This window comes from Xanthomonas bonasiae (genome assembly GCF_017163705.1).
GTDB classification, from domain to species: Bacteria; Pseudomonadota; Gammaproteobacteria; order Xanthomonadales; family Xanthomonadaceae; genus Xanthomonas_A; species Xanthomonas_A bonasiae.
Map to the genome: position 1 here is coordinate 1 of NZ_JAFIWB010000048.1, position 14,891 is coordinate 14,891.

Below are 14,891 nucleotides of genomic sequence, written 5' to 3' on the forward strand. Positions count from 1 at the left end.
ATAGAGTACCTGGCTACGAACCAGGCGGTCGGGAGTTCGAATCTCTCCGGGCGCACCAGTCAGATGAAAAACGACAAGCCTGCGCTTGTCGTTTTTTTTGCATTTCCGCTTGCCCGCGCTCGCGCCGCAAGCGCGCGCGTTTACGCGGCGACCTTGCCGCCGAGGTCGGCCGCCGGCGCTGCCGCGCCGCCGCCCAGTTCGATCACCGCATAGCCCGCGGCACGCCACGCATCCAGCCCGCCGCGCAGCGGCACCACGTCCTCGTAGTGACGCTGGCGCAGGCGCGTAGCCAACACCGCCGCCGACACCTCGTTCGGGCAGGCGCAGTAGATGACGATCTTGCGATCGCGCGGCAACGCCTCGACGATGGCGTCGATACGGCGATCGTCCACCTCCATCGCGCCCGGAATCGCATACGGCTCGAGCGCGCGATATCCCGGCGCGCGGATGTCCAGCAGTACCGGCACCGCCTCGCCCTGCATCAGGGCGTACAGCTCGTCGACGTCGATGCGCAGCGTCTCCATCGACTTCAGCAGCGCATGCCGGCGCCACGCGCGATAGCCGATATACAGCGCCAGCGCGCCCGCCAGCAGCAGCACCGCGCGCGAGCCGAGCAGGCTCAGCCAGTCCAGCACGTCCTGCACCTGGTCGGCGAACGCCAGGCCCAGCAGCAGCCCGCAACCGGCCCACAGCGCCGCGCCCAGCGCGTCGTAGCGCAGGAACGCGCCCGGCCGCACCCGCATCGCCCCGGCCATCGGCACCGACACCATCGACAGGCCGGGCACGAACTTGGCCACCGCCAGCACGCGCACGCCCCAGCGGGTATAGAAGCGCTCGGTCTGCTTCATGCAGGTATCGCGCGACAGCGACAGGCGGCACAGCGACTGCAGCGTGCGGTTGCCATAGCGGCGGCCGGCGCCGAACCAGACCAGGTCGCCGATCAGGCTGGCCACGATCGACACCGACAGCGCGGCCAGCAGGCTGCTCCACACCGCACTGCCATCGAGCAGCGCATAGGTCGCCCCGACCAGGATCAACGTCGGCAGGGCCGGCACCGGCAGGCCCAGCGACAACGCCAGCACGTTGACGAAGACCAGGCCCAGGCCGTAACGCGCGATCAGTTCCTGCATGGCCGAGCCTGCGCCTGGGGGAGAAAGGGATGCGCCATTATCCTCCCGGCATCGCCGCCCGGCGCGCGCGATGCCGCCTCACCAGCGGAACAGACCCGCCCACGCTCAGTCCAATCGCGCCTGCAGCCGCGCCAGCCACGCCTCGAACACCCCGGGCTGGCGCATGCGCGCGCGCCACCAGGCCAGCGCCGCACCCTCCTCGCCGCTGCGCCACGCCAACTGGAACACCTCGTCCGGCTTCGGCTCCTCGACCTGCTTGCGCAGCAGCGCGCCGCGCGCCAGCGCCGCCCGCGCGTAGGGTTCGGGCAGGAAACCGAAGCCCAGCCCCGCCACCTGCAGCCGGTACTTGCTGCGCATGTCCGGCACGGTCAGCGCATCCTGGCCGAACAGCAGCCCGACCGTGCGCGGCAGCAGCCGCCGTGCCGAATCGGCGACCGCGATCGCGCGATGCTCGGCCAGCTGGCTGCGGCCGAGCGGCTCGGCCGCCTGCGCCAGCGGATGCGTGGGCGCGACCACGAACACGAACGACAGCGTGCCGAACGCCTCGGCCACATAGCCGCCGCCGCTGGGCCCCTCCCCGGCCGCGCCGACCAGCAGGTCCACGCGCCGGTCCAGCAGCGCCTCCCAGGTGCCGGACAGCGATTCCTGCACGATCCGCAACCGGGTCTGGTCGGCGACCGCATAGAACGCGGCGATGTCCTCGGCCAGGCAGTCCGGGGCGAATACCGAGTCCAGCGCCAGCGCGAACTCGGTCTCCCAGCCGGACGCGACGCGGCGCACGCGGAGTTCCAGGTCCCCGGCCGCGCGCAGCAGGTGGCGGCCCTCGCGCAGCAACTCGGCCCCGGCCGCGGTGAGCGCCACCTTCGGACCCAGGCGATCGAACAATTGCACGCCCAGGTCCTCCTCCAGCTTGGCCACCGTGTAGGAAATGGTGGACGGCACCTTGTACAGCGCCTTGCCGGCGGCCGAGAACGAACCGCGGCGGTCGATGGCGTCCATGATCTGCAGCGCGTCGAGGCTGATCTTGAGCATTCGAATTTTTCGATGATAGGTGCCGAATCTATCCGTTTTTCAAACCCGGCGACAGTGCGGATACTTTCCCTCACCGCAAGGCGGCCACGAAATCAACCAGATATCGCCACCGCCCTGCCTTATCGATCCACTTGCACATATCGCCACTACCAGGAGCTTCCCATGTTGCAGATCCGCACCAGCGACACCCGTGGCCGCGCCGAGCACGGCTGGCTGTCCTCGCGCCACACCTTCTCCTTCGGCCACTACCACGATCCGCGCCACATGGGCTTCGGACCGCTGCGGGTGATCAACGAGGACCGGGTGCAGCCGGGCCAGGGCTTCGGCACCCATGCGCACCGCGACATGGAGATCCTCTCCTACGTGCTCGACGGCGCGCTGGAGCACAAGGACAGCATGGGCAACGGCTCGGTGCTGCGCTATGGCGACGTGCAGCGCATGACCGCCGGCTCCGGGGTCACGCACAGCGAGTTCAACCACTCCGCCAGCGAGCCGGTGCACTTCCTGCAGATCTGGCTGTTGCCGGAACGCGCCGGGATCGAACCCGGCTACGAGGAAAAGCACTTCGCCCCGGAGACCAAGCGCGGCCAACTGCGCCTGATCGCCGCGCCGCAGGGCGAGGACGGCGCGGTACGGATCCACCAGGATGCGCGCATCTATGCGGCCATCCTGGACGGCGAGGAACGCGTGGACCATGCGTTGGCCGACGGGCGCGGCGCCTATGTGCAGGTCATCCGCGGTTCGCTGACGGTCAACGGCCAGGCGCTGCAGGCCGGCGACGCGGCGCAGATCGTCGACGAGGCCAAGCTGACCTTCGCCGATGCGCAGGACACGGAATTCCTGTTGTTCGACCTGCCGCGCTGAGCCGCGACGCCGGCCCGACCGATGCCGCAGCCACAGGCGGCGCCCGCAGAACCCGCCCGATGGCGGGTTCTGCGTGTTCGCACGGCGCAGCGCGCATCCGTGGCGGCACTGGCAGCCACCGCGCAGCGCACCGATCGCAACGCCAGGCACGGATCCAGTGCCGCAATGCCCGCTCCTCACGCGCCCCTCGACAGGTCATGACGCGTCCTGCACGGCATCCGCGTCAATGCTTGCGCTCTTCCCCACACGCCGGCATGCCGGCCAAGAGCCCTGCACCGATGCGACACCCCACTAGCGCCGTCTACGCCACCCCCTCGCGCATCCGCCAGGGCCGCCCCTTCCCCCGCGGCGCCGTGTTCGACGGCCAGGGCACCAACTTCGCCCTGTTCTCGGCGCACGCCACGCGCGTGGAGCTGTGCCTGTTCGACGAATCCGGTACGGAAACGCGGCTGGACCTCCCCGAGTACACCAACGAGATCTGGCACGGCTACCTGCCCGATGCGAAGCCCGGCCAGCGCTACGGCTACCGCGTGCATGGCCCGTACGCGCCCAGCGAGGGCCATCGCTTCAATCCCAACAAACTGCTGCTCGACCCCTACGCCCGCGAGATCGAGGGCGACCTGATCTGGGCCGACGAACTCTACGGCTACACCGTCGGCCATCCGGATGGCGACCTCAGCTTCGACGAACGCGACAGCGCGCCGTTCATGCCCAAGTGCGTGGTCGTCGAAGACACCTACGACTGGGGCGACGACGCCCGGCTGCTGACCCCGTGGAGCGACACCCTGGTGTACGAGACGCACGTGCGCGGCTACACCATGCGCCACCCGCAGGTACCGCAGGAGTTGCGCGGCACCTGCGCCGGTCTGGCCCAGGAACCGGTGCTGCGCTACATCAAGGAGTTGGGCGTCAGCGCGGTGGAACTGCTGCCGGTGCATGCCTATCTCGACGACCAGCACCTGCTCGACAAGGACCTGCGCAACTACTGGGGCTACAACACCCTGGGCTTCTTCGCGATCAAGTCGCGCTACCTGGCCAGCGGCCATCGCGACGAATTCCGCGACATGGTCAAGGCCATGCACCGCCAGGGCCTGGAGGTCATCCTCGACGTGGTCTACAACCACACCGCCGAAGGCAGCGAACTGGGCCCCACCCTGTCGTTCCGCGGCATCGACAACGCCAGCTACTACCGCCTGGCCGAAGACAAGCGCTACTACATCAACGATACCGGCACCGGCAACACGCTGAACCTGAGCAACTCGCGGGTGATCCAGTTCGTCAACGACTCGCTGCGCTACTGGGCCGGCGAGATGCACGTGGACGGTTTCCGCTTCGACCTGGCTACCATCCTCGGCCGCGAACCCACCGGCTTCGACCAGCGCGGCGGCTTCCTGGATGCGTGCAACCAGGATCCGTTGCTGTCGGAAGTGAAGCTGATCGCCGAGCCGTGGGACTGCGGCCCGGGCGGGTACCAGGTCGGGCATTTCCCGCCGGGCTGGTCGGAGTGGAACGACAAGTTCCGCGACAACGCCCGCGCGTTCTGGAAGGGCGACGACGGCATGCTGGCCGAGTTCGCGACCCGCTTCACCGGCTCGGCCGACCTGTTCGATCGCCGCGGCCGCCGGCCCTGGGCCTCGGTCAACTTCATCACCGCGCACGACGGCTTCACCCTGCGCGACCTGGTCAGCTACAACGAAAAGCACAACGACGCCAACGGCGAGGACAACCGCGACGGCTCGTCCAACGACGGCTCCTGCAACTACGGCGAGGAAGGTGCGACCGACAACGCCGAGATCCTGCAACTGCGCGAGCGGCAGATGAAGAACCTGCTGGCCACGCTGCTGCTGGCGCAAGGCACGCCGATGCTGCTCGCCGGCGACGAACGCGCGCAGAGCCAGGGCGGCAACAACAACACTTATTGCCAGGACAACGAGATCACCTGGCTAGACTGGGACAACGACCCAACCGAAGGCCGGCTGACCGAGTTCGTGAAGGCGCTGAGCGCATTGCGCAAGCGCTACCCGATCCTGACCCGCGGGCGCTTCCTCAACGGCCAGTACAACGAAGAAGCCGGCGTGCGCGATCTCACCTGGCTCAACCCCGGCGGCACCGAGATGGAAGACGCGCACTGGACCGATGCCGGCGCCCGCGCGGTCGGGCTGCTGCTGGAAGGCAAGGCGCAGACCTCCGGGGTCAGGGAACTGGCCAACGACGACACGCTGCTGATCGTCATCAACGCCTACCACGAAGGGGTGAACTTTACCCTGCCCTCGTCGGAGGAGGAACTGCACTGGAAGCTGGTGCTGTCCACCGACGACGCATTGCAGATCGACAGCATGCCCGCAGGCGCCAGCGAGTTCCTGGCGCCGCCGCGCAGCGTCAGCGTGTTCGAGTGCCAGGCGCCGTAGGCGGACGCACAACTGCGGCAGCTGAGCCAGGATCCAGCCGCAACGTGGATGAGGGACAGGCCACGCTCCTGTTCCCACATCCACGCGGCATTGGGTCCAGCAGCACCGATCAACTTTCGCGCAAGGCCTCCGCCAACTGCATGTTGGCCGCGTGCACTGCGGGAAACAGCCCGCCGATGAAGCCGATGGCCAAGGCCCACTTCAGGCCCGAGAGCACCAACTCCGGGGAGACCTTGAACTGGAAAGCGAACTGGTTGAAGCCGTTAAGCGTCGAGACGGTATGTCCATTGAAGATAAGCCAAACCAGAACCGCGCCGAGAACCCCGCCTACCAATGCCAGCAGCATCGCTTCGAGCATGACCGATATGACGACCGGAACGCCCTGAAAGCCGAGCGCCCGCAACGTAGCGATCTCCCGAGCGCGATTGCCGACCGCGGCGAACATGCAATTCAAGGCACCGAACAGGGCGCCGATGCCCATGATGATGCCAACCGCAAGACCCACGATTTTGGTCAACTCAAACAAGCTCTTAGACTGCCGCGCGAAAAACTCGCGGGTGGTGACCGCTTCCACCGTGATGCGCGGATCGCTCTGCAACGCCGCCTGTAGCTGCCGCAGGCCGTTACTGCCAGCCAACTTCAATTGCACCGAGGACACGCTGCTGCCACGGCGATACGTTGCCGCGACCGACTGGCGATCCCCCCATAGCTCCGAGTCGTAGGCCTGTCCGGATTCGAAGACGCCGACGACCCGCCACACTTCGGTGCCCAGCTTCACATCGTCGCCAGGATTGAGACCGGCGAAACGGACACGCGCGCTACGCCCCACGACCAGCTCGTGCAAGCCGGGCTTGAAAGCGCGGCCTTCGACGATCTTCAGCGTGGGCCGTAGCGTCCACGCGAAGGGATCGACCCCGCGCAAGGCGATGTTGCTGCTCTCACCTCCGCTACGCGCGGAGACGTTGACGGGCACGACCAGTTCCGCCGACATCAGTGCGTCGCCGCCCTCGCCACGTTCCACGCCCGGCGCCTGCGAGATCACGTCGATATCACTGCGCACCAGCGCCGAAGACGATTCGGCCACCGCACCGCTGCGGGTGACGATGGCGGTGTCATCCCGCCCGCTCCCCTGCAAGGTAGCGCGAAACCCCTCGCCCATCGCCAACAGGGCGATGAGCACACCAACCACGCCCGCCATGCCGACAACGATCACCGACGAAGAGCCCAATCGGCCGCGCAGCGTACTCAGGCTGATGAGGGTGACCGATCCCGCACGGCGACCGCTCGATGTCAGCCCCATCCACAGGGCCAGCGCTATCACCGCTGCAAGTACAGCAATCATCGGCAACACCATCAACGTCGCGATCGCCGCGGCCGACAGCAGCACCAAAGCCAGATTGACAAGTAAGTTTTTCATCGCATTCCCTCAGCGGCGACCCAGTGCATCGATGATGTTCAGGCGCATGGCACGCAGGCCGGGCAGGAAGCCCACCAGGATGCCGATGAGCAGCATCAGCGCCACCGCACTGCCCCATGCCTCCATACCGACGCCGTTCTGGCTCATCAGCCCGCGACTGGATGCGGCGATCTTCGGCGCGATCACAGTGACCAGGAGCATGCCGATGCCGCCGCCGATCAGCAGCAAGATGACGGCTTCGGCGATCACCATCGCCATGAGCCGGCCATTGGTGAAACCGAGCGTCTTCATTACCGCAAGCTCCGAAGTACGCTGGCGCACGGCCTGCATCATCGTATTGCCGGTCAACAGGATCAGGGTAAAAAACACCGCACCCATGATCGAAGTCACGATCAGGCCTATGTTGACCATCTGCTTGACGAAGGCCGCCTGGAAGGCCTGCTCGCTCTGGGTCTTGGTCTCGTGATCGGAGTTGCTCGTCACCTGGTCGATCGCCCGCGCGACCCTGTCGGCGTTGGCGGGATCAGCGACCTTGACGACATACCAGTGCGATGTCCCCGGTCCAACGGCGTTCATCTCGTCGAAATAGTCCCAGTGGAACAGGAACATATCGTCCCACCCACCCCGGCGAGGGTCCTTCGAATGAAAGATGCCAGTGATCACGAACTGCCATGCCCGTTCGCCGGTCTTCGGTGCGAACAAGGTGGATTGCAGCGGTATGCGATCTCCGATCTTCCATCCATAGCGACGCGCCAGATTGACACCGACGATGGCTCCGTTTCGGGTCTTGTCGTACTCGGCGCTCTGGCCGGAGTCGAGCACGATTTCTGGATACAGGCCGACGTACTCAGGGCTGACAGCGACCGAAGTGACCTGATTTTTGGGGTCTTGGTAGATGCCGCCGAACCAATTTGCCGCAGAGACGCCAGCCACTCCCGGAATCGCGCCAATGCGATTCTTGAGCGCAATCGGGAGTGGCTGCTGCATCGACATCGCGGATGTGGAGATCAGACGGCCAGCGCCATCGGCGTTCTTGCCCGTGGAGAACGCTACTCTCACCGTGTCGAGCAGGCCGAACAGAAGGAACGCGGCGGCAATGGAAACGATGGTGAAGGTGGTGCGCAGCTTGCGCCTGAACAACGAAGACCAGATCAATCCAAAATAGCTCATGGAGTAGGTTCCTCAAGCCAACGCCGATTCTTGCGCATTGACGGCGCTGTCGCCGGCTAGCGTCCCCTTGTCCAGATGCAGGGTGCGGGAGGCGTACTCGGCGGCGCGTGGGTCATGGGTCACCATGATGATGGTTTTGCCATGCTCGCTGTTGAGATGGCGCAGCAAATCGAGGATATCTTCTGCCGATTGGCGATCCAGGTCGCCGGTAGGCTCATCGCATACCAAGATGTGCGGGTCTGACACGATCGCACGGGCAATGGCGACACGCTGCTGCTGCCCACCCGACAACTCGGCCGGCTTATGCGATGAGCGTTCAGCCAACCCCACAAGCTGCAATGCGATCGCCGCGTTCTTGCGCCGCTGCGAAGGCCGCAGATTGGTCAACATCAGCGGCAACTCGACGTTGCGCTGCGCGGTCAGCATGGGCATGAGGTTGTAGAACTGGAAGATGAAGCCGACATTGGCCGAACGCCAGCGCGCCAGCTGGTTGGCACCAAGGCCATCGATACGCTGCTCGCCGATCTGGATGCTGCCCGAGGTCGGTGCGTCCAGGCCACCGATCAGATTTAGCAATGTGGTCTTCCCCGATCCCGAAGGACCCATCAGACCGAGGAACTCGCCCTTGCGAATATCCAGGTCGACCCGATGCAGAACCTCGACCTTTTGCTTTCCACGAGTATAGGTCTTGCTGACGCCGCGAAGCTCCACCAATGTCTGTGATTTCATCTATCCCAACTCCTTAGGTCATATCGCACGTGAATGCATCAGTGGGGCCGCGCTCGCACAGGATGTACAAGCCGCGTCCGGTGCCGTGGTATCCGCACGTTCCGCCGTAGAACCAGCGCCAGCCGGGTTTTCGGCCTGCTTAAGAAAAGAAACGCGCGCCCCCATGTCGGGAACGATGCGCGAATCCTTCGTCTCGAACCCCACGCGTACCCGCACCGTCGCCTTCCCCCGATCTGCGGTAGGTACGATGGCCACCACGCGCGCAGGAATACGCCAGCCTGGATAGGCGTCCAGGACGACCTCTCCCGCCATGCCCGTCTTGACGCGACCGATGTAGGCCTCATTGACGTCGACGTCGACTTCGAGCGAGTCCATATCGACGATGGTGCAGATGCCGCTACGGGTGAAGCCGCCGTTGGATTGCGGCGAGACGATCTCGCCAACCTGCGCGTCCTTGCGAATCACCACGCCGGCAAAAGGCGCCTTCACTTCGGTGTAAGCAACGGCCACATCGGCCATGTCCGACTGGGCGCGGGCCGATTCAGCCTGGCGTTCAGCGGCACGCAGTTGCGCATGCAGGGTCTTTACTTCGGTACGTGCCTGCTCTGCCGTCTCGCGAGACACGAGCTGCGTACCAAGCAGCTCCTCCTGCCGCGTGGCCTTTCGTTCCGCGTGATCGACCTCGGCTTTCACTTGCTCGACCTTGGCTCGCGCAGCCAGCAGCTCGGCAGAGGCGGCGCGCTGGGAGGCCGAAAGACTGTTATCGTCCAGACGCGCCAGCACCTGACCACGTTCTACCCGATCGCCCTCCTCGACGTTCACATCGACGAGCATCCCGGTGATCTGGGCCGACACCGTGGCGCGACGCCTGGCCGCCACATAACCGGTCGCCTGCAGCAGAATGTCGGCGCGCCCGCCTTGAGCGGCGGGCGTCGCAGCAGGCGGCATGTGCGCAGAACCAGATGCAATTTCAGCGGTAGCCTGCGTTTGCGCCGGCACTTCGGCAACGATGGCGTTGTCGTGCCCCCACAGCGCCCATGCCAGGCATCCCGACGCGATCACACCAGCGACGATTGCGACAACCAACAGCCGTGACGTCCCTCGGCGGATGTGCGCGGCATCAGCTGGTCGGTGCGTACTGCGGTCCAATCGCAGCTGGTCAAGCAAGTCCCCTTTGCTCATGTCGATTCCCTATCTGATGCGACTATGCCACTGCGCTTGAATCACGCCGGGCGATCTTGATCCCAGATTTTCGCAGGAGTTGAATCTGGCGGATCGCGTTGGTGAGCGCTGTCAAGGCAACCACCCCAATGAAGATCTTTGGCAACAGCACCAAGCTGGCGACGTCGATGGCTCGCTCACCACCACGCGGCGTCAGCGCGACCGACCAGGGGTCGACAACGACTCCCAGCAACGCCAACGCCAGCAGCAGATTCAACGCGATGCAGGCGATCAGCAGGCCGCGGTTCCAGTACCCCTGACAGAGCGTCACGATGGCCATCGTGACCGCGGCGATACATAAGCCTGCGGCGAACCACTGGCCCAAACCCAGCCACCCTGCACTTAGCCCCAGGCTGATCGGCTCCGAGCGCTGGAGCAGCTGGCCGGACAGGGTCGCGCCATGGATAAGGAACTTGCCAGTCAACACCAGCGCCGCGATCGACAGCAGCCCGCCGCGCACCGCCGGCGCACTGCGTTCGTCGCCAACCACGGTCGGCAGATTCCTTGGACTCCAACGCTGCATGAACTGGGTGCGTTCCATCCATGATTCCGCGGCATAGAAGCCAATAGTGACCCAGGCGAACGCCTGCAGCGCAAGCGTGTAGAAACGATAGAGCAGAACTGGAAAATCGCGGTACTGCGCCGCCCCGTAACCGAACAGATAATCAGCCAACACCAGTGCGGCGATAATCGCCAGCACACCCTTGAGTATCCGCAAATAGATGGGAAACAGTTGTGCGCCCACCAAACCCCGATCTCCTCGATAGGCGCTGGCGACCAGCAGCGGATGCCCGCGCCTCTTCAGCAGATCGGCGACCTCGTCGTCGCTAAGCGGCCGGCCGGTGGCTTGTTCCATTGAATCGATGGAGTCGGAAAGCGTGGAGTGCAGCTCCTCGCCCACATCATCGCGCATACGTTCGGGCAGGTGACGCCTGACCGCGGCGATGTAATTGTTCAATACACCCATCGTATTAGACCCCTATCAACGAGTTTACGGCGGCCTCTAACTCCAACCACTCGACGTTCAGATATTCCAGCATCGCAGCGCCGTCGGCCGACAGGCGGTAGTAGCGGCGCGCACGGCCATCCGCATCGTCCCAGCGGCTGCAAAGCAGGCCTTGTTCCTCGATGCGGCGCAACAAGGGATAGAGGGTTCCCTCCTCGACGCTGAGGCCCGACGCGGCCAGTTCCTTGCGAAGCAGATAGGCATGACGCTCTTCGCGAAGAGCCGAAAGCACGGCCAAGACCAACACTCCGCGGCGCAACTCGCCCAGCAACTTGCCTTTCTGATCGATCAGAGGATCGCTCACGCCGACATCCCGACCGTTGAACTGATGACACTGTATCACACACAGTATTGACATACAACGCCGCGCTCAAACGCCGCGCTCCGCCAGGAGCAGATAGCCGGGCGCGGTTGGATCAAAGGCATCGCCTGCCAGGTCGGCGACCCGGACCCGCTCGAATCCAAGATCGGCCAACAGCGCGCACGCCTCAAGTGCGGTATAGCCCTGCAGCGCCACGGTTTCGTGGGCGTTGTATCGATGGCCCTCGCCCAACTCGATGCGCAGGCGCAGGAGTTGCTGGCGCTCCTGGTCGGCGCGTTCTCTGAACACAGTGGCCCCCTCGCCCGCCGCATCCCGTTCGACGCGAAGGCCCGGTAGCGCCAGTGACGTCAGCGCTTCGGCATTAATGAAATCGCAAACCAACAGACCACCTGGACGCAATGTCGCATGCACTGCGGTAAAGAAGGCGCTTAGCCCGACGCGTGGCAGATATCCAATCCCTTGCCCCAGCGCCACCGCAAGATCGGCCGAAGCGACTAGGTCATCATTAAGGCGCTGATCGAGCAACGCCGAGCGCAACAGGTTCGACACCACTACGCGGGCAGTACTGGGAAGCACATCTCCGACTCGGGTTCCTTCTGCGCCGACCGCCAAATCGAGGACGTCTGCAGAACCGTCTGGCTGCACTTGAGCCGCCAACCAGGTAGACAAGCGCTCGCGCTGGGAGTAGCGACGCAAGCCGCGGTCCTGTTCCGCATGAGCGAGCCGGGCCTCGCCGCTGGCATCGCTCTCGCGCACGCGCTCGGCAAGCATGCCGATGGCCTCGAGCGGGCCATCGCGCAGCCCCAATTCCACTGCCGCCGCAAGCTGCGACACGAAAGGCGGTTTGAGCATTGAATGGTGACCGCCCTGGACAAGGTACAGCGCCATGCGCTGAATGCCGATCGCCTGCCAGCCCTCGTACGTTGCGCTGCGTCCGCCATGTACCGAGGCCAACGGGGCGCAATAAACGATCTCGCCAAGGTGCTCGCCGGACGGGACATAGGCATGGGCCGCGCGGAGATGGGCATGGTAGACCGACACGATGCGCTCGGTCATCGCGATCTCGTCCTCGTCGATCTGGCTGGGCTCGCGGTGCAGACGCTCGAGCAGGTGGCTGATGCGCCGTTTGGGCGGCAATTCACGCAGGGCCGTCGCGTCGATCATCAGTGGCACCGGCGAAATGGCGTCGGCGTAGGCCCACATGGCATCCACTTCATCCGGCTCGGGCAGCAACAACGATGGCGAAGGCGAATCGAGCATCACCACGCGTGGCGGGTCGCCACGCTGCGCGATCCGGCGCGCCATCTCCAGCGCCACCATGCCGCCAAGCGAATGGCCGATCAGCGCCACGCAGGGCCCTGCAGCGTGTGCATCGATCGCACGCAGGTATTCCTCGGCCATTTGCTCCACGCTGGCAGCCGGTTGCTCGCCCGCTTCCAAACCGCGGGGCTGTAGACCGTAGATGTTTCGTGCCAACCCGAGTTGCGCGGCGAATTCGGCGAACGCCGCCACCCGACCGCCAGCCCCGGGGATGCAATACACCGCACCGGCGTTGGCCGCACCCTGGCGCAGCGGGACGACGACCGGGTACTCGTGTGCATCCTGCGCCGCCAGCGCCGCGGCCAGGCCCGCGATGGAGGGCGTTTCGAACACCCGCAAGATCGAAACGTCCCAACCATAGCGATTCCGCAGGTGCGAGACCATCCGCACGGCCAGCAGCGAATGGCCACCGAGATCGAAGAATCGATCGTGCCGACCGATCCGTTCCACCCGCAGCAGCTCGCTCCAGACCTGCGCGAGCGCCTGTTCGTGCTTGCCCTGTGGCGCCTCGAACCCTACGCGCGCGGCCGAATTCCCATCCGGCGCCGGCAGCGCCTTGCGGTCGATCTTGCCGTTGGCCGTCAACGGGAACGCCCCCAGCACCACGATCGCCGAAGGCACCATGTACCCCGGCAACTGACGCGACAGCAAACCCTTCAACTCCTCCGCCTCCAGCACCGCCGCATCCTGCGCCGACACGTACGCCACCAGGCGCTTGTCGCCCGCCACGTCCTCGCGCACCAGCGCCAGCGCCTGGCCCACCCCGCACTGCTCGCGCAGCCGCGACTCGATCTCCCCCAGTTCGATGCGGTACCCGCGCAGCTTCACCTGATGGTCCAGGCGCCCCAGGTAGTCCAACTCGCCGTCGGCCAGCCAGCGCACGCGGTCGCCGGTGCGGTACATCCGCGCCCCAGGTTCGGTCGCGAATGGATCGGGCACGAACCGCTCCGCGGTCAGCTCCGGACGCATCCAATAGCCACGCGCCACGCCGATGCCGCCAATGTAGAGCTCCCCCGGAACCCCAACCGGTACCAGCGCACCCTGTGCATCGAGCACGTACAGACTCGTGCCGGCAATCGCGCGGCCGATCGGGACATCGCCGTCGCCAAGAGGCTCGCCCGGCATCACCGTGCGGATCGCGCAACCAACCACCGTCTCGGTCGGGCCGTACTCGTTGACGAACACCGCCTGCGGCATCCGCTCCCGCCACTGCCGCACCAGACTCGCGTTGAGCGCTTCGCCCCCCACCACCAGGCGCGTCGCGCGTGCCGACGGCCTGGCAAATTGCGCATAGCCTTGCAGCGCTTCCAGGTGCGCAGGGGTGATCTTCAGCAGGTTCCAGTGACCGTCCGCCTCGAAGCCCGCCGCCAGATCGGCCAATTCGTCGCCATCGGCCACCAGCACCGTGCGGTTGCCGGCCATCAACGGCAAGAACAGGCTGGTGATCGTGGCATCGAAGCTGATCGAGGAATGCACCGGACTTCCGCTGCCAAGGTCGGCATGGTAGGTCGCCGCCGCCCACTGCAGGTAATTCATCAGCCCGCGATGCGCGATCATCACGCCCTTGGGCCGGCCGGTCGAACCGGAGGTATAGATCATGTACGCCAGCCCGTCGCCAGCCACCGCATCGGCCTGCGCCGGCAACTGCGCCCCTGCTGGCATCGCCATGCCCGGATCGACGTACCACACCGGCACCCCACTCGCCGGCAACCCCGCGCGCAGCGCCGACTCGCTCAGGATCAGCGACGCCCCCGCGTCCTCGATGAGTTCGCTAATGCGGCCGGCCGGATAGCCGGCATCGATCGGCACGTACGCTCCGCCGCAGCGATGCACCGCCAGCAACGCGACCACCAGCGCAGTGCTGCGGCGCATGCACACCGCCACCCGGGACTCGGCACCAATGCCGGCCTCGCGCAGCCGCCACGCCAGCCGCGCCACCTGCGCTTCCAGCATCCCATAACTCAACTGGCCACCGCGGTCGGACAGCGCCACCGCATCCGGTTTGGCCAGCGCATGCGCCGCCACGATCGCATGCAACGGCCGCGGGTCTTGCGTCCGCGCCGGTTCGCCACGCCCATAGCCGAGCAGCTGCGACCGCCCTGCCTCGCCCAGCAGATCCACCTCCGACAGCGGGCCATCCGGCGCATCCACCACTGCGTGCAGCAACTGCCCATACCACTGCGCCCAGCGCTGCGCTGTCGCGGCGTCGAACAGCGCCGCATCGTAGATCAACGCACCGCTCACGCCGCCGTCCGCGCCGGGTTGCAGGTCC

11 protein-coding genes are annotated in these 14,891 nt (G+C 65.7%); 2 read left to right on the forward strand and 9 right to left on the reverse strand.

The annotated features are described in order from the left end of the window. Positions 1 to 140 precede the first annotated feature (140 nt). Positions 141 to 1,130 carry a DedA family protein/thiosulfate sulfurtransferase GlpE gene (locus tag JR064_RS22500; protein WP_179564205.1) on the reverse strand — a complete coding sequence of 330 codons (990 nt, stop codon included), beginning with the start codon at positions 1,128 to 1,130 and terminating at the stop codon, positions 141 to 143. Between the two features lie 105 nt (positions 1,131 to 1,235). Then, entirely contained in the window at positions 1,236 to 2,162 is a 927-nt protein-coding gene (locus tag JR064_RS22505) for a LysR substrate-binding domain-containing protein (protein ID WP_206231196.1), read from the reverse strand. Positions 2,163 to 2,324: 162 nt separating this feature from the next. Here JR064_RS22505 and JR064_RS22510 point away from each other — a divergent pair, with 162 nt between their 5' ends. Further along, entirely contained in the window at positions 2,325 to 3,026 is a 702-nt protein-coding gene (locus JR064_RS22510; protein WP_206231197.1) for a pirin family protein, read from the forward strand. 278 nt (positions 3,027 to 3,304) lie between these two features. Further along, positions 3,305 to 5,434 (forward strand): glycogen debranching protein GlgX, encoded by a 2,130-nt coding sequence (gene glgX / locus JR064_RS22515; protein WP_206231198.1) that lies wholly within the window; start codon positions 3,305 to 3,307, stop codon positions 5,432 to 5,434. A gap of 109 nt (positions 5,435 to 5,543) precedes the next feature. Here the strand turns inward: glgX and JR064_RS22520 are convergent, their stop codons facing one another. The 7 genes from JR064_RS22520 to JR064_RS22550 form a co-directional block, all read right to left on the reverse strand. Further along, entirely contained in the window at positions 5,544 to 6,851 is a 1,308-nt protein-coding gene (locus JR064_RS22520; RefSeq protein ID WP_206231199.1) for an ABC transporter permease, read from the reverse strand. A 9-nt stretch (positions 6,852 to 6,860) separates the two neighbouring features. Then, positions 6,861 to 8,021, reverse strand: a complete 1,161-nt coding sequence (locus tag JR064_RS22525; RefSeq protein WP_206231200.1) for an ABC transporter permease — start codon at positions 8,019 to 8,021, stop codon at positions 6,861 to 6,863. A 12-nt stretch (positions 8,022 to 8,033) separates the two neighbouring features. Further along, the gene (locus JR064_RS22530; protein ID WP_206231201.1) at positions 8,034 to 8,750 is read right to left on the reverse strand and encodes an ABC transporter ATP-binding protein; all 717 of its coding nucleotides are present in this window, start codon (positions 8,748 to 8,750) and stop codon (positions 8,034 to 8,036) included. A gap of 18 nt (positions 8,751 to 8,768) precedes the next feature. After that, entirely contained in the window at positions 8,769 to 9,932 is a 1,164-nt protein-coding gene (locus JR064_RS22535; RefSeq protein ID WP_241093244.1) for an efflux RND transporter periplasmic adaptor subunit, read from the reverse strand. Positions 9,933 to 9,954: 22 nt separating this feature from the next. Next, on the reverse strand, positions 9,955 to 10,929 hold the full coding sequence (locus JR064_RS22540) for a hypothetical protein (RefSeq protein ID WP_206231202.1): 975 nt from the start codon (positions 10,927 to 10,929) through the stop codon (positions 9,955 to 9,957). A 13-nt stretch (positions 10,930 to 10,942) separates the two neighbouring features. Continuing rightward, complete coding sequence (locus JR064_RS22545) at positions 10,943 to 11,281, reverse strand: PadR family transcriptional regulator (RefSeq protein ID WP_338123915.1); 339 nt, start codon at positions 11,279 to 11,281, stop codon at positions 10,943 to 10,945. A gap of 66 nt (positions 11,282 to 11,347) precedes the next feature. Continuing rightward, positions 11,348 to 14,863, reverse strand: coding sequence for an amino acid adenylation domain-containing protein (locus JR064_RS22550; RefSeq protein ID WP_206231204.1), 3,516 nt, complete (start codon positions 14,861 to 14,863; stop codon positions 11,348 to 11,350). Positions 14,864 to 14,891: the final 28 nt, after the last annotated feature.